Raw genomic sequence first — 25623 nt, forward strand, 5'->3', positions numbered from 1 at the left:
AGCGTATATCGCCCCGATAGATAAAAGTGCCTGCAGACGGCTTAGCGATGACGTATAACGAGCATCAGTAGTAGCCATCTAATATCAGACAACAGTTGGAACCGGCGGACATGTTCAAACAGCTTACGATCGGCAAACGGCTTGGGCTCGGCTTCGGTCTGGTACTCGCCCTGATGATCCTCATCACCCTCATCGGCGTGCACCGGGTCAGCATTATTGAAAATACGCTGACGGATGTGAGCGAAGACGCCACGATCAAGCAGCGTTATGCGATCAACTTCCGAGGCAGCGTGCATGACCGGGCCATCGCGGTGCGCGACGCCGTGCTGGTCCGCGATGACCAGGGCCTGGCGACCCACCTGCGCGACATCGAGCGCCTGAACGCGCTGTATCAAGCGTCCGCCAGCCCGATGGACCAGATTTATCAAACCAAAGGCGCCACTGCCCGCGAACAGGAGTTTCTGGCCAGCATCAAAGCGGCGGAACGTGCCGCCCTGAGCGCGACCGACAAAGTGCTGCGCCTGCGTCAACAAGGCGACATCGACCAGGCACAGACTGCGCTGATGGCTGACGTTTCGGGCGCCTACAAGGACTGGCTGAACCGCATCAACGCGCTGATCGATCTGGAAGAAGCCTCCATTGCCGACCATATCGGCATGGTGCGCGTCACTGCCGCCAGTTTCGCGGTGCTGATGTTGATCGCCACCGCCGTTGCCGTGGCGCTGGGCGTTGTGGCTTCGCTGCTGATCATCCGCAGCGTCAAATCGACCCTCGGTGCAGAACCCCACGAAGTCGCGGCCTCCATCCGACGGCTGGCGTCGGGTGAACTGACTCAAGCCATTGAAACGCCCTACCCCGACAGCGTGATGGGCGCCTTGAAAGTCACCAATGCGCACCTCTCCGCCACCATCAACCAGGTGCGGGCGGCGGCGATGGATTTGATGGGCTCGTCCTCGCAACTGCGCGCCAGTTCCGACAGCAACAGCGAACAGATGCGCCTGCAGGCCACCGAGACCGAGCACATGGCCACGGCTATCGGCCAGATGGCGGGCAGCGTCAAGGAAGTCGCCGGTTATGCGGCCAAGGCGGCGAACGCCACCGAAACAGCCGATCAGGAAGTCGAGCACGGCAAGCTCATGGTCGAAGGCACCGCCAAAGCCATGCACGAACTGGCGTACAAGCTGGAAAGCGCCGCTGATTCTGTCGGAAAAGTCTCCGAAGACAGTCAGTCCATCGAGACCATCGTCGCGGTGATCAACGCCATCGCCGAACGCACCAACCTGCTGGCCCTGAACGCCGCCATCGAAGCCGCCCGAGCCGGTGAAGCAGGTCGTGGCTTTGCCGTGGTGGCCGATGAAGTTCGCTCGCTGGCCACACGGACACAGGAGTCCACTCAGGAAATCCGCAACATGGTTGGCCAGTTGCAGGCCGGTGCTGGCGTCACGGCCGGGCTGATGCGCGAAAGCCGGGAAATGGCTCACCGTACGGTCCAGCAGACCCAGGAAGCGCAAACGGCGCTGGTGAAAATTCGCCACGAGGTTGGTGCGCTGAATGACATGAACGCGCAAATCGCCAGTGCCGCTGCGCAGCAAGGCGCCGTGGCGGAAGACGTCAGCCAGAACATTAACCGTATTCATGACTCGGCCCGCGAGGCGGCGGTGGGCTCTAATCAGGTCGCACTGTCGAGCAAGGAGCTTTCGCAACTCGCCGATCAACTCACCGCCCGCGTGAGCTTTTTCAAGGTCTGAAACGGGCTGGGCGTGCCGGGATGAGGTAGGGTCCCGGTACGTCGGACCTTCTCCGAAAAGAATTTACGACCGGGCCGAATAACTTTCTTCGCCGGGGTGTTTACGGTTCGACACTTTCGGGGATTACACATGAACAGCACGACTTCACGCCTGCACAGCCTTCCCGCTCACCACTACGACCGCATCACTCGCCTTTTTCACTGGCTGACCGCCGCGGTTGTCATTTTTCTGTTCGCCAGCGCCCACATCTGGGCGTTTCTCGCCAAAGGCACGGACCTGCGCAAGGGGCTACAGTCAGTGCATATTTCCTTGGGCATCGCTTTTGCCGTGCTGATCGTCGCGCGCATCGTGTGGCGCGTGTTCGGTGGCAATCGCCCGAAACACGACACCCACCCCGCCGCCCATCTGGCGGCCAGCCTCGGGCACGGCGTGCTGTACCTGCTGTTGCTGGCGCAGATCTCGCTGGGTTTTCTGTTTCGCTGGGCGCAGGGTGAGCCGTTCACGTTCTTTGGCTTATTTCCGATCCCGGCGCCGTTCGCCATCGATCACGGGCTGCGGAGCACCTTGGGCGGTCTGCATGACAACGTTGCCTGGGCGATCATCTTTTTGGCAGGGGTGCATGCCGCCGCTGCGTTGTGGCATCACTACATCATCGGCGACAGCACCTTGAAACGCATGTTGCCGATGCCTCTCGGGGATCTGCGCGGCTGATCCTTCGCTGACCGGGCCTGCACCCGGTCGTTGTGGTGTTCGGCAGGGCCGAACGCGTATTCGATCCCATCATTTACGGAGCATGAGAACCATGAACACACAGTCGGCACATGCCACGCCCTCCCGTCCTTCCCTGTTGCTGGGGGCCTGCGTGGCCCTGGCGCTGTTCGCCGGTCAGGCCAACGCCTCGGGCGACGAATCCGCCCCGCCCAAGCCCAACTGCCCGAAAGGCCAGGTCTGGGACAGCAAATCCGGCAAATGCGTGATGCAGACCAGCAAGGCCACCTCGGACGCCGACCGCACCGATTATGCCTACCGCCTCGCCAAAGACGGCCGCTACGAAGAAGCGCTGTCGCTGCTCGACACCCTGCAAAACCCGAATACCGCGAAGGCGCTGAACTATCGCGGCTACGCCACCCGCAAATTGGGCCGGACCGATGAAGGCATCGGCTACTACCTGAAATCCGTGGCCCTGGACCCCAACTACGCACAAGTGCGGGAGTACCTGGGCGAGGCGTACGTGATCAAGGGCCGCGTCGATCTCGCTCAAGAACAGTTGGTGAAGATCAAGGCGCTGTGCAGCACCACCTGTGAAGAGTACGAAGACTTGGCCGACGCCATCGCCGCAGCGCCGCAGACCTGAGTTCGCTTCAGTGAATGATGAGCGACAGGCCGGGAGGCCATCATAGGCAGAGACGCTGAGTTTCGCCGGGAGCTGGGTCTTCTGTTGCCAAGGTTGTGGCGATACGGCTGGGTGCTGTCTCGACAAAAGCACCTGGCCGATGATCTGGTGCAAGCCACCTGTGTCCGGGCGCTGGAGCGTGCCGCGCAGTTCGCCGCGGGCACCCGTCTGGACCGTTGGCTGTTGGCGATCATGCATTCGATCTGGCTCAACGAACTGCGCTCGCAACGGGTCCGTCAGGGCCAGGGTTTCGTCGATGCCGAGCAGGAACTGTCCTTTGACGGGGAAAGCCAGGCGCAGAAAGAGGTCCTCGCCGCCCAAGTGATCAAACGTGTCAACGCGCTGCCGGAAGCCCAACGCGAAACGGTCTTTCTGACCTATGTCGAAGGACTTTCGTACAAGGAGACTGCCGACATCCTGCAAATTCCCGTGGGCACCGTCATGAGCCGATTGGCGGCCGCGCGCCTGAAACTGGCTGAAACCGCACCACCCGCCATGTCGAGCCCTTCGACAGGAGAACGGCGATGACCCACGATACGACACACGCCCCCCCTTCGGACGAATGGCTGGTCGCCTGGCTGGACGACGAACTCGACCGGGAACAACGCCAGTCCATCGATGACCTGCTGCGCACCGACGCCTCGGTCGCGGCACGGTTTGAACGGCTGAAACGGTCGGACCTGCCGTTTCGCGAAGCGTTTGATTCGGTCCTGGACGATGCCCCCACCGCACGCCTGCAACACATGCTCGACGGGTTGCCCGCAGCGGCCGCACCACCGAAGCCAGCCCTGAGCCGTCGCGGTTTCCTGGCCATGGCCGCGACCTTCGTTGTCGCCGGAATCGCCGCAGATCGCCTGTTTATGGGGGTCCAAAGCCCTAAATCCGGCGGCGGATGGCGCGGTTCGGTGGCCGAATACATGGCGTTGTACACCCCGCAAACCCTCGACAACCTGACCGCTGACCGCTCGTCCCATGTCTCCCAGTTGAGTTCGGTGGGACAACAGCTCGGCCTGGCGCTGAACCCTGAAATGGTGGCATTGCCCGGTGCGGAATTCCGGCGGGCGCAAATCCTCGACTACGACGGCGTGCTTATCGGCCAATTGACCTACCTCGATGCCCGGCACGGCCCCTTGGCGTTGTGCATCAATCAAGCACGCACCGGCAGCGAAACCCTTGGCCGGGAACAACGCCTGGGACTCAACGTGGTGTACTGGTCCAACACCCGGCAGGACTTCATGCTGGTGGGCAAAAACCCGTTCGAAGACCTGGAGATCATGGCCCGCAGCGTTCAGAAACGCCTTCCGGTCTGATGCACCGTTCAGGGGTTTAACTGGAGTCGAGAGGCGGTTTCTGGTCTAGTAGCGCTCGCATTGACCGGAATCGACACGGCATCGGCTCCAGACCGGCCTGTCGCTGCAACACGCTTTCACGAATTCGAAGGAACCCTTGATGTCTGCCCACCGCTTGAAACTCGCCCTCGCTTGCCTGCCGTTGCTCGCCTCCCTGATCGCCACGCCGGCTTTCGCCCATGCGCACCTGGAGAGCCAACTGCCTGCCGCCGACAGCGAAGTGACCACGCCCAAGGAACTGCGCCTGAATTTCTCAGAAGGCGTCGAAGAAAAATTCACCAAAGTCGCGATCAGCCTCGATGGTCCGGGGGAAACCACCGAAATCATCCAGACCCAGAGCGTCACTACCGACCCCGCCGATAAAAAAGTGCTGATCGTGGTCCCGGCCGTCCCGCTGGCCCCGGGCAAATACAAGGTCGAATGGCATGCGGTGTCGGTCGATACGCACAAAAGCGAAGGCGTTTATCGCTTTCAGGTGACGCCATAACGCCATGCAAGAAGGGTTGATCCTGTGCCGGTTCGTGCACTTCGGCGCTGTCTTGCTGCTGTTCGGTTCGGGCCTGTTTCGCAGTGTGCTATTCACTTCGAACCTGACGGCGTTCGTAACACGTCCCGACAGCCGTCGACTTGACCTCCAGCTCGCGTGGCTGACCGGCACGGCGCTGCTGAGCGCACTGGACTGGCTGATGCTGACCGCCGGGAGCATGGCCGGTGACTGGCGCGAAGGGTTTGCGCCCTCCACGCTCGCACTGGTCCTGGGCCACACCTTCTTCGGTCACGTCTGGGTCGTGCATCTGGCGCTCAATCTGCTGGCACTGATCTGGGTGATCCGTCCGGGCATATCGGTGAAATCGCGCCTTTGGATCAACGCCCTTTTGTTGCTGACGCTGGCGCCGGTGGGTCATGGCGCCATGTTCGACGGCCTGCGCGGCCAACTGCTGATCCTCAACCAGATGCTGCACCTGCTCGGCGTCGCCACCTGGCTGGGCGGCCTGCTGATGCTGGCCGTTCTGATCAAATCCGTTGATCCGGTGGGCCTGCGTGCCGTGCTGCTGCGCTTCAGCGGCATCGGTTACGGGCTGGTGGCGGTGATCATCGTCACAGGGCTGGTCAACGTGCGCGCCCTGAGTGGCGGATGGTGGCCAGACCCGGCGTTTTCGGGGTTCGGCGCAGTGCTGGGGATCAAAGTGGCACTGGTGCTGTGCATGCTGGCGCTGGCAGCGGTGAACCGAAGCCTGGCGCGCGCCCACGTCTTGCGACTTCCCGTCTTGAGGGCCAGTGTACTGCTCGAAGGCCTGTCGGGTGGGGCCGCGCTGGCGGCCGTGTCCTTGCTGGGCACTCTGCCGCCCATGCCAGGCTGAATTTGACCGCAAGACTCGGGGTTCCTGACCTCGGCGCAGGCAGTAGTCTTGAGGCTCAACAGTCATTTTCAGAGGTAATGGGTCATGGGCCAGGGCAAGTTGCAACGGTCTGCACAACACATCGAAGACGACCCGCGCTGGGCGGCCGTGGTAGCCCGTGACCCGGCTGCCGACGCGCAGTTCGTCTACGCCGTCCGCACGACCGGCATTTACTGCCGCCCCAGCAGCGTGTCGCGCCTGCCGCGTCCGGAGAACGTGATTTTCTTCGACTGCGCGGCGCAAGCCGAAGCCGCCGGTTACCGCCCCAGCAAACGGGCCGCTGCCGATCAGACCCACCTGGCCGAGCAACACGCCGGGATCGTCGCCAACGCGTGCCGACACATCGCCGAGGCGGAACAGCCCCCCAGCCTCAACGCCCTCGCCGCACGCTCGGGCATGAGCCCTTGGCATTTTCACCGTGTGTTCAAGGCCGTCACGGGCGTCACTCCCAAGGCCTGGGCCAGCGCCCACCGCGCCGAGCGCGTGCGCCATCGACTGAGCGACACCCAGACCATCACCCAGGCGATGTACGACGCAGGGTTCAACTCCAACAGCCGCTTCTACGAGGCCAGCGAAACCCTGCTCGGCATGACGCCGTCGGACTACCGCAAGGGCGGGACCAACGCTGACATTCATTTTGCGGTGGGCGAATGCTTCCTTGGCTCGATTCTGGTCGCTCAGAGCCAACGCGGCGTGTGCGCGATCCTGCTCGGCGATGATCCGGACCAGCTCGTCCGCGATCTGCAAGATCAGTTTCACAACGCCACGCTGATTGGCGGCGACGGCGGATTCGAGCAGTTGGTGGCCCAGGTCGTCGGCTTCGTCGAAGCCCCCGGACTGGGTCTGGACTTGCCCCTGGATTTGCAAGGCACGGCGTTTCAGCAACGAGTCTGGCAGGCGCTGAAACACATCCCGCCAGGCACCACCGCCAGCTACGCAGACATTGCCAAACGCATCGGCGCGCCCCGCTCGTTCCGCGCCGTCGCGCAGGCGTGTGGCGCTAACCCGCTGGCAGTGGCCATCCCCTGTCATCGCGTGGTGCGCAGCGACGGCGGGCTGTCCGGATATCGCTGGGGCGCGGAGCGCAAGCGTCAGTTGCTCGACCACGAAGCACAGGCAAACCCGTGTAACAGCTTGGCGCTTGAGAAACCCTGACAGGGGCGTAACGTCCTGCGTCGGACATCTGATGAAGGAGCATGGACGTGCCTGCCATTTTTCAAGCGTCGACTCACGCGGCTTCGCCCGCTTTCTGGCTGATCGCCGATCAGCTCAGCACCCGCAATGAAACAGAACGACTCGCCTACATCCGCACCGGTTTTCCGCCGGGGTGGGTCAAGACCGTACGCAACGCATTTCAATTGAACAACAGCCAACTGGAGGCCCTGCTTAACGCCTCGATCTCGACACTGGAACGTCGGCAGCGGCAACGACGGCCACTGGATCTGGTCGGTTCTGAACGGCTGGACCGGGTCGCTGCGTTGGCCATGCGCGCCGCCGAGGTGTTCGAGGATCAAGACACCGCACGGCGCTGGATGATGACCGTTAATCGCGCCCTCAACGACCAGACCCCGCTCACTTTGTGCGAAACCGAAATCGGCGCTGGCCAGGTTCGCCGCGCGTTGGCGGCCCTGGAACATGGCGGGGTGGTGTGATGCACGCCTGGAGAATCAGCAAGGCCGACGACATCACTGGCCTTACCGGCGCAGGCGCCGCCGTGTACGGCGGTCGCTGGAATCCGCCGGACGTACCCGCCGTGTACCTGGGCCTGAGTCCGTCCGGCTGCGCGCTCGACCCGGTGATCCTCGCCGGGCACGTTCCTCAACTGCGTTTCAAGCTCATGCACCTCGAATTGCCGCCCGACCCCGAACTGTATGAAACGCCCGCCGTCGACCAATTGCCGATGGGCTGGGACAACTTCCCCGCCGACCGGCCCAGCATGGAGTACGGGGGCGAATGGCTCGAACGCAATGACCAGTTGGGATTGATCCTGCCGTCAGCCGCCATGGAGGAAATACGGCTGGTGCTGATCAATCCAAAACACCCGGCCTGCAGCCTAATCAAGGTGCTGCAAATCACCGACTTTTTCTATGGCAAATCGGGGACCCGCAGCGCGGCTTAACGCCCGGTGTCAACGACCACCCGCCCACGTACCTGCCCATCCATCAGCCGATGGGCAGTCGCGATCACCTCACTCAAGCCGATTTCGTGGCTGATCAGCGCCAGCGCCTTCGGGTCCAGGTCGGTCGCCAGTCGTGTCCATGCGTCGATACGGTCCTGACGCGGACGCATGACGCTGTCGATGCCCGCCAGCGTGACACCGCGCAAGATGAAAGGCGCGACCGAGGCGGGAAAGTCCATGCCTTGGGCCAGCCCGCAGGCGGCGACCGTGCCCCAATAACGGGTGCTGGCGCAGACATTGGCCAAGGTGTGACTGCCCACCGAATCGATGGCGCCTGCCCAGCGCTCTTTGGCCAGAGGGCGTCCGGGCTCGGACAGGGTGGCGCGGTCGATGATCTCGGCCGCGCCCAGCTGCTTCAGGTATTCAGCTTCGGAGGCCCGCCCGGTGGACGCCACCACGCGATAACCGAGTTTCGCCAGCAAGGCAATCGAGAAGCTGCCGACGCCGCCATTGGCGCCGGTCACCAACACGTCGCCCTTGTCCGGGGTCACGCCGTTCTTCTCCAGCGCCATCACCGCTAGCATGGCTGTGTAACCTGCTGTGCCGATGGCCATCGCCTGGGCGGGGGTGAACGCCGCATTCAGCGGGATCAGCCATTTACCTTGAACCCGCGCCACCTGCGCCAGCCCACCCCAATGCCCTTCGCCAACACCCCAACCGTTGAGCACGACCGCATCGCCGGACTTGAAATCCGGATCGCCGCTGTCCTCGACAATGCCCGCCAGATCAACGCCCGGCACCATCGGAAATTGACGGACAATCGGCCCCTTGCCGGTGATCGCCAGGGCATCCTTGTAGTTGAGTGTGCTGTGGGACACCCGCACGGTGACGTCGCCTGCGGGCAGCTGCGACTCATCGATAGACGCCAGTTTGACGTGATAACCGCTGTCGTCTTTATCGATCAAAATGCCATTGAACATGCTCTTCTCCCATATAGACCGGTCGTCTATAAATAGAGCCGAAGAAATCAGCGTGGCAGCCCACGCAGAAACCCGGCGATGAATGTATTGAGGGGGGTGTCGCTCTGAACGAGCCGTGCGCGCAACACGGCGCCTTCCCAACCGATCCAGAAATACGCGGCCAGCTCGCCACAATCCGCACGCCCTGGCAGTTCTCCAACGGCCTTTGCCGCATCGAAGCAAGCACACAAGCGCCGTTGCCAATCGAGGAACGTCTGCTCCAGCGCGTCGCGAAACCCTTCCGGCAGCACGCTGACTTCCTGACCCATATTGCCCACGAGGCAGCCGCGCCTGAAATCATAACGGGCCATACTCGCCTTGGAGTGCTGTACGAAACCGGCCAGGCGTTCCAGAGGCGACAGCGACTCATCCAGCAACCAGCGGTCCAGGCGCCTTGCGAAATAGCCTGCATAACTGTCCAGCACCGCGAGCCCGAACGCCTCTTTACTGGCGAAGTAATGGTAGAACGAGCCCTTGGGCACGCCCACGCGTTTCAGGATGCTGTCGATGCCAGTGGCCATGAAGCCCTGCTCGGTCAGCACTTCCACACCGCAGCGAATAAGGGCTTCACGGGTGTCGAAGTCGTCGGGGCGGGCCACTTTCGGAGGACGCCCTGGGCGTCGGGGTTTTGCGATCAGATCAGTCATGGGGTGGCATATTAGACCGACCGTCTAATAAATCAACCTAAACCGAACGACCGCAATCTGGCTTCCTTGCCACGCGCTATCGCTATATATTCCGCTGCATAGCGTTTGGCCGGTACGAGCCGACCCTGCCCTCACTCACATAAAAACCAACATGGAGCTGCTTCATGCGCGCAACGTCCCTCCGCGTCACCTTCAAATCCCTGGCCCTCGCCGTCGCGGCCTTGTCCGCAAGCAGCGCGTTCGCCGATGAAGTGCAAGTCGCCGTCGCGGCCAACTTCACCGCTCCGATCCAGGCCATCGCCAAGGATTTCGAAAAAGACACCGGCCATAAACTGGTCGCGTCGTTTGGCGCCACGGGTCAGTTCTACACGCAGATCAAGAACGGCGCGCCGTTCGAAGTGTTCCTCGCCGCCGACGACACCACCCCGGCCAAACTGGAAAGCGAAAACGAAATCGTCAAAGGCTCGCGCTTCACCTATGCCGTCGGCACGCTGGCCCTGTGGTCCGCCAAAGAAGGTTATGTCGATGACAAGGGCGAAGTGCTGAAAAAGAACGCGTACCAACACCTCTCCATCGCCAACCCGAAAGCCGCGCCTTATGGCCTGGCCGCCACTCAGGTGCTGGAAAAGGAAGGCCTGACTGAAGCGACCAAGGCCAAGATCGTCGAGGGCCAGAGCATCGCCCAAGCGTTCCAGTTCGTGCAGACCGGCAACGCCGAGTTGGGTTTCGTCGCGCTGTCACAGGTGTATAAAGACGGCAAATTGACCAGCGGTTCCGCGTGGATCGTGCCGGCCAACCTGCATGAGCCGATCAAACAGGACGCGGTCATCCTCAACAAAGGCAAGGACAGTGCCGCTGCCAAAGCTCTGATGGACTACCTGAAAGGTCCAAAAGCAGCTGCCGTCATCAAATCCTACGGGTATCAGCTGTAAATGCCGCTGGGCAGTGCCGACCTGGCGGCGATCTGGCTGACGCTGAAACTGGCGTCGTTGACCACCGTGATTCTGCTGATCGTCGGCACCCCCATCGCGTTGTGGCTGGCCCACACCCGGTCATGGCTCAAGGGCCCGGTGGGGGCTATCGTTGCCTTGCCGCTGGTGTTGCCGCCCACGGTCATCGGCTTCTACCTTTTATTGCTACTGGGGCCGAATGGCGCGTTTGGACAATTTACCCAAAGCCTTGGGCTGGGCACGCTGACGTTCAGTTTCAGCGGCCTGGTCCTCGGTTCAGTGCTGTATTCAATGCCCTTCGTGGTCCAGCCGCTGCAGAATGCGTTCGTGGCGATTGGCCCGCGCCCGCTTGAAGTCGCCGCCACCCTGCGTGCCACCCCGTGGGACACCTTTTTTTCCGTCGTCCTGCCCCTGGCGCGCCCCGGCTTCATCACCGGCGCCATCCTCGGCTTCGCCCACACCGTGGGTGAATTCGGCGTGGTGTTGATGATCGGCGGCAACATCCCCGAAAAAACCCGCGTAGTCTCGACGCAGATCTACAACCACGTTGAATCCATGGAGTACGCGCAGGCCCACTGGCTCGCGGGCTTCATGCTGGTGTTCTCTTTCCTGGTTCTGTTGGCCCTCTACTCCAGCGGCAAGACCAAAGCGACCTGGAGCTGATCCGTCATGACCTCGACCATCGACGTCCGCCTGAACGTGGACTTCCCCGACTTCACTGTGAACGTCGATCTGTCCCTACCGGGACGCGGCGTCACGGCGCTGTATGGCCATTCCGGCTCCGGCAAGACCACCTGCCTGCGCTGCATCGCGGGGCTGGAAAAAGCCTCGACCGGTTTCATCTCGATCAACGGCGAGGTGTGGCAGGACAGCGCCAACGGCGTCTTCGTCCCGCCGCACAAACGCTCGCTGGGCTACGTGTTTCAGGAGGCCAGCCTGTTCCCGCACCTTACCGTCCGGGGCAATCTGGAATTCGGCCTCAAACGCATTCCAGCCCGGGAACGTCATGTGAGTCTGGAGCAGGCCACCACCTTGCTCGGCATCGATCACCTGCTCGCCCGTCAACCGGACAAGCTGTCCGGTGGCGAACGGCAACGGGTCGGTATCGCCCGGGCCCTGCTGACCAGCCCTCGCCTGCTGCTGCTCGATGAACCGTTGGCCGCGCTGGACGCCCGGCGCAAGGGCGAAATCCTGCCGTACCTGGAACGCCTGCACGACGAGCTGGACATTCCGATGCTGTACGTCAGCCACTCGCAGGACGAAGTCGCTCGACTGGCCGATCATCTGGTGCTGCTCAGCGGTGGCCAGGCGCTGGCCAGCGGTCCCATCGCTGAAACCCTGGCGCGACTCGACCTGCCACTGGCCATGGGCGATGACGCGGGCGTGGTCATCGAGGGTGCCGTGGTCGCCTACGATCCCGCCTACGACCTGGTCACCGTCCGCCTTCCCCGGAGCGATCTCACGATCCGCGTTGCCCATTCCGTGCTGGAGATGAGCAAACCCCTACGCCTCAAGGTGCAAGCGCGAGACGTCAGCCTGACCCTGCAAGCCGACGATCAGACCAGTATCCTCAATCGTCTGCCGGTCACCGTCATCAGCGAAGTGCCTGCCGACAACACGGCCCACGTGCTGGTCCGTCTGGACGCGTCGGGCACGCCGCTGCTGGCGCGCATCACGCGTTATTCGCGGGATCAGTTGCACCTGCACACGGGCCAGACGCTCTGGGCGCAGATCAAGTCGGTGGCCCTGCTGGCTTGAGCTGCGTCTGAGCCGTGCGCTGATCGCCGAAGCAAATAATCGGCACGACTGTGCAGCGGGAAGGTCAATGCAAAGACCAGCCCTCAGGATTGCCCTTCATGTCGGACGCTCTTACCCGCGAAGACCTGCCCAAAGACCTGCATTATGTCGATGACAGCCAGCCGGGCTTCACGCGCAAGATCCTACGCGGCAAATTCGCCTATTTCGATACCGACGGCGAACGCATTAGCGACGAGGCGGAAATCAAGCGCATTAACGCGCTGGTGATCCCGCCCGCGTACGCCGACGTGTGGATCTGCGCAGACCCAAAAGGCCATCTACAAGCCACCGGCAAAGACGCACGAGGCCGCAAGCAATACCGCTATCACCCTCGTTGGCGCGAGATTCGCGACGAGAACAAGTACGCGCGCATGATCGCGTTCGGCAAGGCATTGCCCAAGGTGCGCAAGCAATTGGAGGCGCAACTGGCCGCCCCCGGCATGGGCCGCGAAAAAGTCATGGCGGCGGTGGTGTCGCTGCTGGACCAGACCCTGATCCGCATCGGCAACAGCCAATACGCCCGGGACAACAAGTCCTACGGGCTGACCACGCTGCGCAACAAGCACGTGGATGTTCATGGCAGCAAAATCCTGTTCCAGTTTCGCGGCAAAAGCGGCGTCGAACACGAGGTCAGTGTCACCGACCGGCGTCTGGCCAATATCATCAAGCGCTGCATGGAACTGCCGGGGCAGAACCTCTTCCAGTACCTGGACGAAGACGGCCAGCGCCACACCGTCAGTTCGTCGGACATCAATCGCTACCTCCACGACCTGACTGGCGCCGACTTCACGGCCAAGGATTACCGCACTTGGGCCGGCAGCGCCATGGCACTGACCACCCTGCGCAAACTGGACTGGGAGCCCGAGGCTGACGCGAAGAAACACATCGTCGCAATGGTCAAGGAAGTCGCCCGGCTGCTCGGCAACACCCCAGCGGTGTGCCGAAAATGCTACATCCACCCCGCCGTGCTGGAGGCCTTTGTCGTGGGCGAACTCGCCAAGCTGCCTCGTTCGCGTCAGCGCCAAGGTTTACGACTGGAAGAAGCCGCATTGGCCGGATTTCTCAAAGGCTTGCAGGCTGCCGAAGCCCTGCGTGACGTCACAGGAGACAAACCATGACCGCCCATACCCCCGGGGAAAAAATCAACGACCCTGACGCCAAACCCGCTGATGTGGCGGATGATCGCGACCGCACCCAGGAAACCCGCAAAGAGCAGCCCTTGACTGGAGGCGAGCACGACGACGCGGGCCATACCCCCAAAGTTCCTGATGCCCGGTAAGCTCTGCACCCAGACCGATTCGAATCACGCCAAGGCCCGCCCATGACCACAGCGCCACACCCTCCGCACGACGCCGACACCCGCCCCCCTGTTTCTTTCAAAGTCGCGCCGGATCAACCCGGCTTTGTCAGGGTGCGCGGCGCGCGTGAACACAACCTCAAGGACGTCGATGTGGACATCCCGAGGGATGCCTTGGTGGTGTTCACGGGGGTGTCGGGTTCGGGCAAATCCTCCTTGGCATTCTCGACGCTCTACGCGGAAGCCCAGCGCCGGTATTTCGAATCGGTGGCGCCCTATGCTCGCCGCCTGATCGACCAGGTGGGCGTACCCAACGTCGATTCCATCGAGGGCCTGCCGCCCGCCGTCGCCCTGCAACAGCAGCGGGGCACGCCCAGCACACGCTCGTCGGTGGGCAGCGTTACTACTTTGTCGAGCCTGATTCGCATGCTGTACTCGCGGGCCGGCCACTACCCGGACGGCCAGCCCATGCTGTACGCCGAGGACTTCTCGCCCAATCTGCCCCAAGGCGCCTGCCCCGAATGCCATGGTTTGGGCCGCGTGTATGAAGTGTCGGAAGCGCTGATGGTTCCGGACGACTCGCTGACCATTCGCCAGCGCGCCGTCGCCTCTTGGCCGCTCGCGTGGCAAGGGCAAAATCAGCGCGACATCCTCGTGACTCTGGGCTATGACGTCGACATCCCTTGGCGCGACTTGCCGAAAAAACAGCGGGATTGGATTCTGTTCACTGAAGAGCAGCCGACCGCGCCGGTGTACGCCGGGCTCACCCCGGAAGAAACCCGCGTCGCCCTTAAACGCAAGCTGGAACCGAGTTATCAGGGCACGTTCATCGGCGCCCGCCGCTACGTGCTGCACACCTTCACCCACTCCCAAAGCGCGCTGATGAAAAAACGCGTCTCGCAGTTCATGCGCGGCAGCCCCTGCCCGCTCTGCGACGGCAAGCGCCTGAAACGTGAAGCCCTGTCGGTGACCTTCGCCGGTCTGGACATCGGCGAGCTCTCGCAAATGCCGCTCCTGCGGTTGGCCGACGTGTTGAAGCCGGTGGCGGATGGGTCGACCAAAACCGATATGTCCATTGAAAAGCGCCTCGCCGCCCAGCGCATCGCCCAAGACCTGTTGGCTCGCGTAACGACCCTCACCGACCTTGGCCTCGGTTATCTGGCACTGGAACGCAGCACGCCGACCCTGTCGTCCGGCGAGCTGCAACGCCTGCGCCTCGCCACGCAGCTCGGTTCGCAACTGTTTGGTGTGATTTACGTGCTGGACGAACCGTCCGCTGGCCTGCATCCCGCCGACAGTGAAGCCCTGTTCGCCGGGTTGCAGCAACTCAAAGCGTCGGGCAACTCTCTGTTCGTGGTCGAACACGACCTGGAAACCATGCGCCGCGCTGACTGGTTGATCGACGTCGGTCCTGCGGCGGGCGAACAGGGCGGACGCGTGCTGTACAGCGGCCCTCCCGCCGGCCTGGCGCAGATCGAGGCGTCTCGCACCCGTCAGCACCTGTTCGCGGAGCACAACGATTTGCGTACCGAGCGCCGCACACCCTCAGGCTGGCTGCGTCTCGAAGGCATCACCCGCAACAACCTCAACGACCTGAACGCAGAGTTTCCGCTGGGGTGCTTCACGGCCGTGACCGGCATTTCCGGTTCTGGTAAATCAAGCCTGGTCAGTCAGGCATTGCTGGAACTGGTGGGCGCCGATCTGGGTCGTCCCACCGCCGCCAGCGATCAGGACGAACCGAGCCTCGAAGACGACGCCCCGCAATTCACCGGCGGGCGCATCGCCAGCGGGCTGGAAACGATCAAGCGCCTGGTGCAAGTGGACCAGAAGCCCATCGGCCGCACTCCGCGCTCGAACCTCGCGACCTACACGGGACTGTTCGACAACGTGCGCAAACTGTTCGCCGCCACCGAGGACGCCAAAACAGCCGGCTACGATGCAGGACAGTTCTCTTTCAACGTCGCCAAAGGCCGTTGCGATGTGTGCGAAGGCGAAGGCTTCGTCAGCGTCGAATTGCTGTTCATGCCGAGCGTCTACGCGCCCTGCCCGACCTGCCACGGCGCCCGCTATAACCCGCAAACACTGGCCGTCAAATGGCAAGGCCTCAGCATCGCTGAGGTGCTGCAACTGACCGTCGATCAAGCCGTTGAGGTGTTCGCCGAGCAACCCACCGTCCTTCGCTCATTGACCGTGCTCCGGAACATCGGCCTTGGCTACCTGCGCCTCGGCCAACCCGCCACCGAACTCTCCGGCGGCGAGGCCCAACGCATCAAACTCGCCACAGAACTGCAACGCAACGCCCGTGGCGCCACCCTTTACGTCCTCGACGAACCCACCACCGGCCTGCACCCCAGCGACGTCGACCGCCTGCTCGTTCAACTGAACGCTCTGGTCGACAACGGTCACACCGTCATCGTCGTCGAACACGAAATGCGCGTCGTGGCCCAGAGCGACTGGGTCATCGACATTGGGCCTGGTGCAGGTGATCGAGGCGGAAAAATCGTGGCCAGCGGTACGCCGGAGAAAGTCGCCAAAGCAAAGGCAAGCCGGACCGCGCCGTTTTTGAGGAAGGTGTTAACCGGATTCTAACTTCACCTTGCTCCAAGACCGGGCCGCAAGCAGACTACGTCCGCTCAAATAAGGATCAATACATGAAAACAGGACTCGTAGTACTGCTGGCTGGCCTGATCGCAGGATGTGCGAACTACAGTGATCGGGGAACCGGCGAAGGTGGAAGGGAAACCGGGAAAAACGGCTACACCGTCCGGTGCGACGCCTCACCCCCGAATCAGCCTGGCTGCTATTCGCCACCGCCCTCCTGGTCATGGGGATTTCTGGACAAGTTCAAATTCGGAATTGGCGCGAAGTAAGGCGATGCAATCTCGAAAAGGGTGCTCAAGTGGTGCTCTCACTACCCCATCAAAGGAATGACCATGGCACTCGATTGGCACTCAGCCCCCCTCACCCGGGCCACAGCGCTAGACAAACACTACCGCAACACCCAGAACGTTCGGCGCTTCCTCATTTCGCAATGTGGAGAGGCGTTCAAATTCGATCGAGCATTCATGGCTTGGATCAAAGAACAATCCTCGCTGACGCTGGGCGACGTGGCGGATGAATGGTTGCGGCGGAACGGGTAAGCGGAAGGTTTTCGGAACCGGTTGGCGGCCCACCACAAAGCCAGGCACAAGTGTCACATCACGGTGGCGCTACTCAGTAAGGATTAACGAATGCTGCAAGAACGAATCGCTGCACTGCGCCTCTCGAAACCCCTGCAAGGGGAAATCGATGATCTGGTGCGCGCACTTAACGCGGCAGATGGGAAGGAATCGATCGAACGCGAGGGTGAAATGCAGATCGCGTTCATTCTCGCGCTGGAGAAAACGAAGAAACTGCGCCCAGCGGACATTGAGGCGCTCTACATGATGTTCGACGACGCGGTGCAGGAACGGCTGGCCAATCTATAGTTGCGTTGTGATCCGTCACTGCATTGAAACCGATGCCCGAGACGCTACAGCGTGTGGCCGAGAAATCAAAGACCGGAACATCCCATCGAACGGTGAATTGCGGAAAAATGCGGGATTGTCAGAGCGCTAAAACGACTCAGGCGCTTCGGAAGATTCCGTAAGCGCCTGATCTGGATGGTGCCCCGAGCCGGAGTCGAACCGGCACATCCTTTCGGACGACGGATTTTAAGTCCGGTGTGTCTACCAATTTCACCATCAGGGCGGTGTTGCAGTTTTCAGTCCGACCGCAGGCTTTGGAAGCAGGCTGGTCGACAAGAGGTGGGAATATATACATCCCTACCCTGTGAAGCAAGCGCGAAGCGTTGCAAAAGGCGTGAAAAATGTAACTGTGGGCTCTGTGAAAAATCTCGATAAATCATGGGCCTGCGACATTCGCATCACAGATATTGCGAACATCAGGGCGATACGACCGCCCTCTTTACGGGTCGCTGCGGTGGCAACGCTGATGATGCTCCGTTTGCTGCCCACCGCTAAGCATATTGGCGAGATCGTCAGCTTCACCAGATAAAGCTGACAAGTGGGAGTGATTTGAATTGAAGCGGAACTGATTGACTGAACATTGCGCACAAAAAAACCCGCAAGACGTTGATCTTGCGGGTTTTATATGTGGAGGCCGAGGTCGGAATCGAACCGGCGTAAGCGGATTTGCAATCCGACCACGAATATTAGCTAGATCAATAGGTTACGGAATTTTTGGTTCCGCAAGCAACGTTTTGAGTCAGCGCTGCACCCCACAGGATTCGAGGGCCATTTTCTTAAGTGCGGAAACGGTTTTCAGCCCTTCCTACTTCCTTCTACATGGACCCGCCGCCTGATTCGCAGCCGCGAGCGGTAGCCTCAGCTATGCTCGATCTGCCAAGACTGCCCTAAGCCCAAAAAGGACTTTGAAAATGGCTGATGACCCTTCCAAACGCGGCCCCCAAGATCGAAGCTAAGTGAGCACGACCGTGCCTTGGGAATTGGAGTATTGGACTAAAACATTTAGCGTCACAGAGAAGCAGCTCAAGGCTACGGCAAGAGCTGTAGGACCTATGGTTTCCGATGTTCATAATAGACTCGGCAAGTAACTGATCGGCCCTGCCACGAATCGTGGCGGGGCTTTCCTAAACCATCTATTGCCTCCCGTCCCACTGTGTTGATAGCCACTCCTTAGTGCATGATTATCAATCAAAAGCTCGCAGTATATGGATCTTTTCGGCCATGTTCTTCTACCTTATCGGGTCCTGCCTCTGAACAACTTCCTAAGCCAAGGTCATACATAGCGCTCTACCTGCCTGTCGCAGACTGTCGCTGCCGACGCCTTGCTGAATAATCCCTAAAAGCCTCTTTCAAGAAAATCAAAAGTGCGTCCACGTAAACCTCTAGTGTAGAGGATGGTATAGAAACCGCCTTGAAATCTTGGTGAGTGAGAGCATGGCGTGCCGTAGTCATTTTTTCAATTGCCCTACTTTTGAACAGCGACTCATCTTCTACAGGATCATAACTCTCATTTAGACAACACTCAGCAAAAGCTACCGAGGCATACAGAATCGCTGAGCGCGCGCCTTTTTGGTGATTCACATTCCAACTAAGAGCACCTCGACAATGCTCCAACAACTCTAGCTCAGACGGCAAATAACCTAACCGGTCAGCCAGCTTGTAAATATTGTCTAAGGGAAAGAAAAACTCGAATATTTTATAGAGCTCTAAGTATAAGCTCGCCAGTCTTCCAGACTGAAATGCGGCCATAAGCTGCTCAAATATCCAATCATGTCCGTCAGATGGGATTTCGGCCGCAACGAGAACTATTTTTTCTTGAAAATCACTTACAAACGCATGCTTCAACTCAATGAGCAAACCGACCTTCACAAAGGTCATCCACTCTTCCTCATCTATCGCATCCCCTTCTAACTTGAATGTTAGATAGCTTGGAAAATGCCCAACTATGTCATCCTCGAATATCGGAGACGAAGCAACTAAGCCGCGAGAAATAAGCGACGACGCGGGTATTTTAAACCTCCCGACCATGTAGGCAACTTGTAAGAAATGTGCACGCCCGACTGTTAGCTCGTTACTCCCTAGAATATCCCAACCGAACAGCGCAAGGTCGCGCTTAAAGACGATGACTTTCTTACCGTCGGCATCCGCGAAGATTACGGTTAGATACTCCTCAGTTTCACGATAGGCAATCACCCGAGTGCGCCTAATAGTTTCGATCCCCACCGCGACTAAATTTTCGAACTCGGGATGATCTTCATTTACAGGAATTACCCAAAAATCCTCCAACAGGTCAACGTCTCCACCATCCTGCAAGTAGTGCCTGGTCCACACTTCAAGATTAGCCATCAGCTCCTTTATATTTATGCTCAAGGCTACCTCGCTTTCCAGCAAGGCGACAGCGAACCCTGTTTTATAAGTTCGTTAGTTTTGGAAAACATTATTAGAAAAGCGCGCTTATAGAGATTCCGTTCATATTCGCCGATACGACTAGATTTAGCGGTCAACATCTGATTGAGAGTATCTATATCTACAAACTCAGATAGCTTTTCCGAATCTAGAGACGCCATATATTTTGTTAGACTGAGAGCACTTTTTTGAACCTCTTTTAACTCGTCAGCCGCAAGAGACAAATCGTAGTCAAAGCCCGGCGTGCCTAATAGCCTTTCAGCAATCGCAACAACAAAACCGATTGAGGCAGGGGCTGATGTAAAAATATCTCTGCCGGACTTAACTTTCGCACCTTCATCAGCCGTTAGGCCTCGACCCACACGATCAAATTGTAGGTCAACTTGCGCCATTATTTTAATTGACTCTACAAATAATGGAAAAAATTCGTCACTGGCAGTAGCCTCCGTTATATCAATCTTAGCAAATTCTTCTGCGACACGCTCTCTGATATCCACATCAATGGATCGGGATGTGTAAGCCAAAAACAATTCAATAATCCGAGTGCTTCTATACTCTCTAGCTTGCGAGCGTCTATTATTATCATCCAGCCCGATAACCCTAATATTTTTAACTTCAGACATTATCTTAGATACAATTGGTCGGTAAAGCGTTTCCAACTGACGCTTCAAATCCCAAGGCACCTGTCCAGTGTTTAGAACCAACATCCTATAGATAAGGCTTTCAACTTTTCGAGCAAGCCAGAGTTCGACCCGAACCATTGGCTCAATCCCACCATCCTCTTTGGCTTCTAGCAATGCAGTCGTTCTCTGCATCCCATCAATAATAGAAAGATCAATATCCGCACTAATTAATTCAGACACCAGCTCATCAGAAGACTCTAATTTTTTAAGTTTTTTCAGAATTCCGGGCTTTACTACTGCGCCGATCACAATAGGGGGAATGACAGCACCTCTTTTCAAATCCTCCACAAGCCTGCCACGAATTTTCAAGCCTGTTTTAGTTCTAATTGGCGCTCTCTGACCACTAAGACCGCCCTGATCGCTATAAGCCCCTTCCACCAGCGAAAGGTATTTGGAAAGCGTCATGGTCCCCATTATTGAGATACAATTACTATTTTTGTCTTCCAGCGTAATCAGTGGGAAACGCATACACTCTCATCCTGAAGTGGTTTTGTCTGATTATCGGCAAACGCGAGAAAATAGTAAATGGCTAGGCTAGCTACTATTGAAATCTACCTTTTGCTAGCAACCGCTCCTTCCCAAACCCGATTCGGAAAGAAAAATCCTGTGAGTCAGGTTCTCTACGCCACCGTGCCACCGTCCCACGTCGAGACTCCCACTACTTCAGGCTTTTACTGCCATAGCCTTCATCTCACTACCCACAATTGATCAACCTTGGTCGTAAAACTTGGGCTCATCATTCCTCGCCTCATCGCCCAACCCGGGTCAATGGGCACGCTCGCCGCCCGCAACGTCCCGCGTCCCCACCGTTCATTGATCTCATCCAACACGCTCATCACCTTCGCAGCCTCCACAGGCTGCGAATGCGCAAATAAGTCATCCGTAAATTCACCAGGCTGACGCAGATCCATCAGCAAGACCTCGGCCTTGCTGTATTTGAACCCAGACCTGAACAGCCGATTGACCGCCTCTGTTGCAGCCTTGGTCATCAGCCGCACGTCATTGGTGGGGTACGGCAGTTCCACCAGCGCCCCATTCGCATACTTTGCTTCCTCCGGATTGAACATCCCGGTTCGAATGCTCACGCGGATTTTCTTGCACATCGAGTTCTGTGCCCGCAGCTTCTCTGCCGCGCGTTGCATGTAGGTGGCCACCGCTTCTTTGATCGGCTCGATCTCGGTCAGTCTGGTGCCGAACATCCGGCTGCAGCAGATTTCCTGTTTCGGAGGATCGGCCTCGCCCAGTTCGAGGCAGGGAGTGCCGGCCAATTCGCGAGCGGTTTTCTCGATCACCACGCTGAATTTCTTCCTCAGCGTCCACGCGTCGGCATTAGCCAGGTCCATGGCGGTCTTGATGCCCATCGTTTCCAGATGCGCCTTCATGCGCTTGCCAACCCCCCAGACTTCGCCGACGTCGGTGTTACGCAGGGTCCAGTCCCGCTTGAACGGGTCGCAGATGTCGACCACGCCGCCCGTCTTTGACAGCAGCCGCTTCGCCGTATGGTTCGCCAGTTTGGCCAAGGTCTTAGTCCGCGCGATACCAACCCCGACAGGGATGCCCGTCCGCTGAAATATCGCTGCGCGGATCTTGCGACCGAACGCCGTCAGGTCGCCCTGAATGCCAGTAAGGTCGGCAAACGCCTCGTCGATGCTGTAGACCTCAAGCGCTGGAACCATCGACTCGATGATCATCATGACCCGCTCGCTCATGTCGCCGTACAGTGCGTAATTGCTGCTGAACGCGACCACGCCGTTTCGACGCAGGTGGTCTTTGATCTGAAAGTACGGCTGACCCATCTTCACAAACGGCTTGGCATCGTAGCTGCGCGCGATCACGCAGCCGTCGTTGTTCGACAGCACCACAATCGGGGTCTTGGCGAGGTCGGGGCGAAAGACGCGCTCGCAGCTGGCGTAGAAGCTGTTGCAGTCGATCAGCGCAAAAACCGGCTCAGGCGTGGTCATGGTCGCGAACGCTGTATTTTACAACGCCCCACATCACCAGTTCGTCACCTTCCATAATGTACCGGGAGGGAAACTTGCTGTTCTCCGACATCAGGATGATCGTGTTGTCGCGCTTGTGCAGGCGCTTGCAGACGGGTTCTCCGTTGACCGACGCGATCACGATGTCGCCGTGCACAGCGTCCAGGCTACGGTCCACGATCACCAGGTCGCCGCAAAACATCCCCGCGCCTTGCATGCTGTCGCCCTCGATCTTCACCAGGTACACATGCGGCGCCCGGATGTCGAACAGCTCATCAAGCGAGATGTGTTTTTCGATATGGTCGGCGGCCGGGGACGGAAAGCCCGCCGGAACCTTGAAACCGTAGAGGGGGATTTTCTGGCCGGAGTTGGCCAAGGGGCCGAGGATGGTGACGCTCATGATGCAAACCTGTGAGTGGATGACTGTATGCATATACAGTTAACGTTCTGGTTCGTCTGTGGTCAATCTGATATTGGGAAAATTTCGACGGGTGACATCATGTGCGGACGCTATTCGATCTACGAGCCGATGGATCACTACCTGAAAGAGCTGGCGCCAGAGCAGTTGGTGATCAACGGGTATGACCTCTGGCCGATTGAGCGGTACAACGTCGCGCCGTCTACCCGAGTCGAAATCATCCGCGCCACAGAGGACGGGCTGAGCGTCGACAAAGTGAAATGGGGCTGGTCGCCATTTTGGGCGAAGGGAGAGGGAAAACGTCCGGCGCCGATCAACGCCAGGGTCGAGACCGCGATGACGGGGAAGTTCTTCAAACAGCTATGGCCGAATGGGCGGGCACTGGCGCCCGCGAATGGCTGGTTTGAATGGGTCAAAGATCCGAGCGACCCGAAAAAGAAACAGCCCTATTTCATTCGGCTAAAGGAAGAAGGGCCGATGTTCTTCGCCGCGTTGGGAGAGGTGCATCAGGGGCTTGAGCCGGACCCGCAGGATGGTTTTGTGATCATCACCGCCGACTCAGATCAGGGGATGGTGGACATACATGATCGGCGCCCGGTGGTGCTGAGTCCGAAGCATGCGAGGGAATGGGTCGATCCCGAAACGACGCCAGAGCGCGCCGCTGAAATCGCGAGGGAGTGCTGCAGGCCGACCGGCGAGTTTGAATGGTTCACCGTCAGCAAGGCGGTAGGAAACGTGAGAAACCAAGGCCCTGAACTCATCGAGCCTGACACGGCCTCTGATCTTTTTAGCGATGACAACCGGTGAGGTTCAGGTCGGCAAATGTGGGAAGGTCGCGGTCGGGTCAGTCCAGAGCTGGCGACTGCGATCTGTGCAGCGTAGGCGTTTCGTCGAACGTTGCGCCATGATCTCGCATGCATGCGTAAACGCTTTCGAGTTGCTCGTCGTCGAGCGTCAGCAGCGCGGAGAGATAGAAGTGCATGTGCTGGCCCAAGGTACGAGGCTCAACCCCGCCAGTGTACTTGCGCCACTGAGAGCCACCCGCTAACCCGACAAGGTCGGCCATTTGTTGACTGGTCAGATTCAAACGGGCTTTCAACTGGGCCAGTTCAGCCGCGCTCGGCGGCTGATAATATTGGATTCGGATCATGGGGGCCTATGCCCCGACGGGGCTTTTGGGGCTAGATGAAATGTTTGACTGCGGCGGCACATGCGAATGCAGCCAACGCGGCGGCGGCACCCAGGCCAAATGGCAACCAGACTTTTCTAGGGTCATCAGGTTTTAGGTAACGACGGTGCATCTCTTCGTTAAAGGCCGCAACGTCGGCCTGCAGTTTGGCAAACCGTTCAGATCGGTCAGCATTCGATTCAGTGCGAGGGGTGGACATATCAAGCATCCTCTCTTGGAAAAGTGCGAATCATCGTTGCACCTTTGTGCACACTTTAGACTTGGTGAAAGCGGCAACTCAAGCCGCCCTCATAAGAAACTCAATTGTTGGCAAAGCTCGTATTCACGCTCGCAGCAACGTCAGTAGCGCCACACACGCCGTAATCAGACCAGCGCCCACGACAGCCGGATACCACATGGCTTCGCGTCTCATCTTGTCCTCCTCTGCTGCCAGCTTCCGACTTTCGATCATCAGCTTGTGAATTTCCACCGAAAACCTTTCCAGTTCCAAGTGCTCACGATCCTCTCTCATCATGCCTTCATCCTTGCGTGCTATCGGGTCGCGGTTGGTGCGCTATCGATAGCTAATCGTACCCTTTGGGTACACCACAGCAAGCTTAAATTTGTAACTTTGGAAGCGAGACGAGTTGTGGAATTCTCCGACGTTTCCGTCCGATTTAGCTGACCCATGAGGGTGCAGATTCTCCGGGCATTGCTGAATCTCGGCTACTTCAAGATCGGATAAATCACTGCAGATCAGGTGCAATGCAGGGTGTGGCTACCATCCCACCATCTGGCAATAAATCGACCATGAGGCGAGTTTCCATCGAGTCTTTCATTTGGTTTCATATGCCGTTTTGACGAATGGGTGAGCGCGATCAAGGCTGTTGTCATGGAAGCAAGACAGCTTTCACAAAAGCGAATCTCGGGGAATAGACCATGCAAATTCCGAAGGCGATCATTCCAAGCATCATTCCTTTTCACGCTTCTGAGCTGTTACTAATCGACTATGAAGGCGAGCCATTTGTCCCAATGAAACCCTTGGTCCAGGGATTGGGGCTAAGCTGGAAAACTCAGCTACCCAAGCTCCGGTCAAATCTGTTTTCGTGTCTGGTTCAGAAAATTGTGATAATTACGTGCAGAGGCCGTCGAGCTATGACCTGCCTACCCCTACGTAAGCTCGGGGGATGGTTGATGACAGTAAGTAAAGACACATTCACACCTTCTCACCGAGAACGCATCAGGATTTATCAGCAGGAATGTGATGATGTACTCTGGAGGCATTGGCTGTTAGGGAGGCCGTTGGGAAGACCATTTGCGATCAATGATCAGATGGGGAAGCACCTCGCCGCACAGTGCTCGGCGGGTTGCCATCGGGCTGCAGCATTTGTCGATGAGATGGTACCCAAATCAGGTGGCATTGCTGATAGCCAAACCGCGACACGACTAGCCATCCTCTTATTAATCGGTAGGCGATGGCTAGTAACATTTAACACCAATGGTGAGCCACAGCTCATGGATGTGCCGGTTGATGCAGGGATTTTTACTCCTGACAAAATTCTAACGTGGATTCGCGAGCCCGACGGCGCTTGTCTATCGTTTATCCCAGAGTTGCTAGGTGCTATCGGAGACCGGCTAAAAAAGAAATGAGCGCACTCCAAATTATGAATGCTCAGACGACTTGACCGGTATCAACCTCAGCTCTATCTGATACGTGAAAAATGTGACCAAGATGATCTAGACT

Annotated in this window: 30 protein-coding genes and 1 tRNA gene; 21 read left to right on the forward strand and 10 right to left on the reverse strand. The window is 58.8% G+C overall.

Translation table 11 applies throughout. The features are described from left to right. Positions 1 to 110 precede the first annotated feature (110 nt). The 10 genes from GVN17_RS07845 (at position 111) to GVN17_RS07890 (ending at position 8009) form a co-directional block, all read left to right on the forward strand. Positions 111 to 1748, forward strand: coding sequence for a methyl-accepting chemotaxis protein (locus tag GVN17_RS07845; RefSeq protein ID WP_166594656.1), 1638 nt, complete (start codon positions 111 to 113; stop codon positions 1746 to 1748). A 129-nt stretch (positions 1749 to 1877) separates the two neighbouring features. Continuing rightward, complete coding sequence (locus GVN17_RS07850; protein ID WP_166594657.1) at positions 1878 to 2459, forward strand: cytochrome b; 582 nt, start codon at positions 1878 to 1880, stop codon at positions 2457 to 2459. 91 nt (positions 2460 to 2550) lie between these two features. After that, a complete protein-coding gene (locus GVN17_RS07855; protein WP_166594658.1) occupies positions 2551 to 3102 on the forward strand; it encodes a tetratricopeptide repeat protein in 552 nt (183 codons plus the stop codon). 72 nt (positions 3103 to 3174) lie between these two features. Beyond that, positions 3175 to 3669, forward strand: a complete 495-nt coding sequence (locus GVN17_RS07860) for an RNA polymerase sigma factor (RefSeq protein ID WP_166594772.1) — start codon at positions 3175 to 3177, stop codon at positions 3667 to 3669. Beyond that, entirely contained in the window at positions 3666 to 4451 is a 786-nt protein-coding gene (locus tag GVN17_RS07865; protein ID WP_166594659.1) for an anti-sigma factor, read from the forward strand. Before GVN17_RS07860 ends, GVN17_RS07865 begins: the two co-directional genes overlap by 4 nt. Before the next feature lie 139 nt (positions 4452 to 4590). Beyond that, positions 4591 to 4977 carry a copper homeostasis periplasmic binding protein CopC gene (gene copC / locus GVN17_RS07870; protein WP_166594660.1) on the forward strand — a complete coding sequence of 129 codons (387 nt, stop codon included), beginning with the start codon at positions 4591 to 4593 and terminating at the stop codon, positions 4975 to 4977. Between the two features lie 4 nt (positions 4978 to 4981). Then, positions 4982 to 5851 (forward strand): copper homeostasis membrane protein CopD, encoded by an 870-nt coding sequence (gene copD / locus GVN17_RS07875; protein ID WP_166594661.1) that lies wholly within the window; start codon positions 4982 to 4984, stop codon positions 5849 to 5851. An 84-nt stretch (positions 5852 to 5935) separates the two neighbouring features. Continuing rightward, positions 5936 to 7045 (forward strand): bifunctional DNA-binding transcriptional regulator/O6-methylguanine-DNA methyltransferase Ada, encoded by a 1110-nt coding sequence (gene ada, locus GVN17_RS07880; RefSeq protein ID WP_166594662.1) that lies wholly within the window; start codon positions 5936 to 5938, stop codon positions 7043 to 7045. A 47-nt stretch (positions 7046 to 7092) separates the two neighbouring features. After that, positions 7093 to 7542, forward strand: coding sequence for an antitoxin Xre/MbcA/ParS toxin-binding domain-containing protein (locus GVN17_RS07885; RefSeq protein ID WP_371928505.1), 450 nt, complete (start codon positions 7093 to 7095; stop codon positions 7540 to 7542). Beyond that, positions 7542 to 8009 (forward strand): RES family NAD+ phosphorylase, encoded by a 468-nt coding sequence (locus GVN17_RS07890; protein ID WP_166594664.1) that lies wholly within the window; start codon positions 7542 to 7544, stop codon positions 8007 to 8009. The genes GVN17_RS07885 and GVN17_RS07890 overlap by 1 nt, the downstream gene beginning before the upstream one ends. Here the strand turns inward: GVN17_RS07890 and GVN17_RS07895 are convergent. Both GVN17_RS07895 and GVN17_RS07900 read right to left on the reverse strand, forming a co-directional pair. Then, positions 8006 to 8989: an MDR family oxidoreductase gene (locus GVN17_RS07895; protein WP_166594665.1), complete on the reverse strand. Its 984-nt coding sequence runs from the start codon at positions 8987 to 8989 to the stop codon at positions 8006 to 8008. The two genes, GVN17_RS07890 and GVN17_RS07895, sit on opposite strands and share 4 nt — an antisense overlap. 47 nt (positions 8990 to 9036) lie before the next feature. Beyond that, entirely contained in the window at positions 9037 to 9675 is a 639-nt protein-coding gene (locus tag GVN17_RS07900; RefSeq protein ID WP_166594666.1) for a TetR/AcrR family transcriptional regulator, read from the reverse strand. A 164-nt stretch (positions 9676 to 9839) separates the two neighbouring features. Here GVN17_RS07900 and modA point away from each other — a divergent pair, with 164 nt between their 5' ends. The 8 genes from modA to GVN17_RS07940 all read left to right on the forward strand — a co-directional run bounded on the left by modA (position 9840) and on the right by GVN17_RS07940 (position 17186). Beyond that, a complete protein-coding gene (modA, locus tag GVN17_RS07905; RefSeq protein ID WP_166594667.1) occupies positions 9840 to 10607 on the forward strand; it encodes a molybdate ABC transporter substrate-binding protein in 768 nt (255 codons plus the stop codon). After that, complete coding sequence (gene modB / locus GVN17_RS07910; protein WP_166594668.1) at positions 10608 to 11288, forward strand: molybdate ABC transporter permease subunit; 681 nt, start codon at positions 10608 to 10610, stop codon at positions 11286 to 11288. Positions 11289 to 11294: 6 nt separating this feature from the next. Further along, positions 11295 to 12383, forward strand: coding sequence for a molybdenum ABC transporter ATP-binding protein (gene modC, locus GVN17_RS07915; RefSeq protein WP_166594669.1), 1089 nt, complete (start codon positions 11295 to 11297; stop codon positions 12381 to 12383). Positions 12384 to 12481: 98 nt separating this feature from the next. Beyond that, entirely contained in the window at positions 12482 to 13540 is a 1059-nt protein-coding gene (locus tag GVN17_RS07920; protein ID WP_166594670.1) for a DNA topoisomerase IB, read from the forward strand. Next, positions 13537 to 13701: a hypothetical protein gene (locus GVN17_RS07925; protein WP_166594671.1), complete on the forward strand. Its 165-nt coding sequence runs from the start codon at positions 13537 to 13539 to the stop codon at positions 13699 to 13701. The genes GVN17_RS07920 and GVN17_RS07925 overlap by 4 nt, the downstream gene beginning before the upstream one ends. 42 nt (positions 13702 to 13743) lie before the next feature. Then, positions 13744 to 16308, forward strand: a complete 2565-nt coding sequence (locus GVN17_RS07930; RefSeq protein ID WP_166594672.1) for an excinuclease ABC subunit UvrA — start codon at positions 13744 to 13746, stop codon at positions 16306 to 16308. Positions 16309 to 16652: 344 nt separating this feature from the next. Next, positions 16653 to 16859 carry a DUF6434 domain-containing protein gene (locus GVN17_RS07935; protein ID WP_166594673.1) on the forward strand — a complete coding sequence of 69 codons (207 nt, stop codon included), beginning with the start codon at positions 16653 to 16655 and terminating at the stop codon, positions 16857 to 16859. A gap of 93 nt (positions 16860 to 16952) precedes the next feature. Beyond that, complete coding sequence (locus GVN17_RS07940; protein WP_166594773.1) at positions 16953 to 17186, forward strand: hypothetical protein; 234 nt, start codon at positions 16953 to 16955, stop codon at positions 17184 to 17186. A gap of 175 nt (positions 17187 to 17361) precedes the next feature. Here the strand turns inward: GVN17_RS07940 and GVN17_RS07945 are convergent. Next, positions 17362 to 17448, reverse strand: a tRNA-Leu gene (locus GVN17_RS07945). Between the two features lie 745 nt (positions 17449 to 18193). On the opposite strand from GVN17_RS07945, the gene GVN17_RS29630 reads away from it, so the two are divergent. Continuing rightward, positions 18194 to 18313 carry a DUF3606 domain-containing protein gene (locus GVN17_RS29630; RefSeq protein ID WP_371928513.1) on the forward strand — a complete coding sequence of 40 codons (120 nt, stop codon included), beginning with the start codon at positions 18194 to 18196 and terminating at the stop codon, positions 18311 to 18313. Between the two features lie 199 nt (positions 18314 to 18512). Here the strand turns inward: GVN17_RS29630 and GVN17_RS07955 are convergent, their stop codons facing one another. The 4 genes from GVN17_RS07955 to GVN17_RS07970 all read right to left on the reverse strand — a co-directional run bounded on the left by GVN17_RS07955 (position 18513) and on the right by GVN17_RS07970 (position 22693). Beyond that, on the reverse strand, positions 18513 to 19571 hold the full coding sequence (locus tag GVN17_RS07955; protein WP_166594674.1) for a hypothetical protein: 1059 nt from the start codon (positions 19569 to 19571) through the stop codon (positions 18513 to 18515). A 26-nt stretch (positions 19572 to 19597) separates the two neighbouring features. Next, positions 19598 to 20782 (reverse strand): hypothetical protein, encoded by a 1185-nt coding sequence (locus GVN17_RS07960; protein WP_166594675.1) that lies wholly within the window; start codon positions 20780 to 20782, stop codon positions 19598 to 19600. 218 nt (positions 20783 to 21000) lie between these two features. Beyond that, positions 21001 to 22275 (reverse strand): translesion error-prone DNA polymerase V subunit UmuC, encoded by a 1275-nt coding sequence (gene umuC / locus GVN17_RS07965; protein ID WP_166594676.1) that lies wholly within the window; start codon positions 22273 to 22275, stop codon positions 21001 to 21003. Continuing rightward, complete coding sequence (locus GVN17_RS07970) at positions 22262 to 22693, reverse strand: LexA family transcriptional regulator (protein WP_166594677.1); 432 nt, start codon at positions 22691 to 22693, stop codon at positions 22262 to 22264. Before GVN17_RS07970 ends, umuC begins: the two co-directional genes overlap by 14 nt. A 99-nt stretch (positions 22694 to 22792) precedes the next feature. On the opposite strand from GVN17_RS07970, the gene GVN17_RS07975 reads away from it, so the two are divergent. Further along, entirely contained in the window at positions 22793 to 23518 is a 726-nt protein-coding gene (locus GVN17_RS07975; RefSeq protein ID WP_166594774.1) for an SOS response-associated peptidase, read from the forward strand. A gap of 37 nt (positions 23519 to 23555) precedes the next feature. Here GVN17_RS07975 and GVN17_RS07980 read toward each other — a convergent pair whose 3' ends face one another. The 3 genes from GVN17_RS07980 to GVN17_RS07990 form a co-directional block, all read right to left on the reverse strand. Then, on the reverse strand, positions 23556 to 23861 hold the full coding sequence (locus GVN17_RS07980) for an XRE family transcriptional regulator (protein WP_166594678.1): 306 nt from the start codon (positions 23859 to 23861) through the stop codon (positions 23556 to 23558). 31 nt (positions 23862 to 23892) lie between these two features. Then, the gene (locus GVN17_RS07985; RefSeq protein ID WP_166594679.1) at positions 23893 to 24099 is read right to left on the reverse strand and encodes a hypothetical protein; all 207 of its coding nucleotides are present in this window, start codon (positions 24097 to 24099) and stop codon (positions 23893 to 23895) included. 123 nt (positions 24100 to 24222) lie between these two features. Beyond that, positions 24223 to 24414, reverse strand: coding sequence for a hypothetical protein (locus GVN17_RS07990; protein ID WP_166594680.1), 192 nt, complete (start codon positions 24412 to 24414; stop codon positions 24223 to 24225). A 404-nt stretch (positions 24415 to 24818) separates the two neighbouring features. Here GVN17_RS07990 and GVN17_RS07995 point away from each other — a divergent pair, with 404 nt between their 5' ends. After that, positions 24819 to 25529, forward strand: a complete 711-nt coding sequence (locus GVN17_RS07995) for a phage antirepressor N-terminal domain-containing protein (protein ID WP_166594681.1) — start codon at positions 24819 to 24821, stop codon at positions 25527 to 25529. Positions 25530 to 25623: the final 94 nt, after the last annotated feature.

It is taken from the genome of Pseudomonas sp. SLFW (assembly GCF_009905615.1).
Lineage (GTDB): Bacteria > Pseudomonadota > Gammaproteobacteria > Pseudomonadales > Pseudomonadaceae > Aquipseudomonas > Aquipseudomonas bambusae.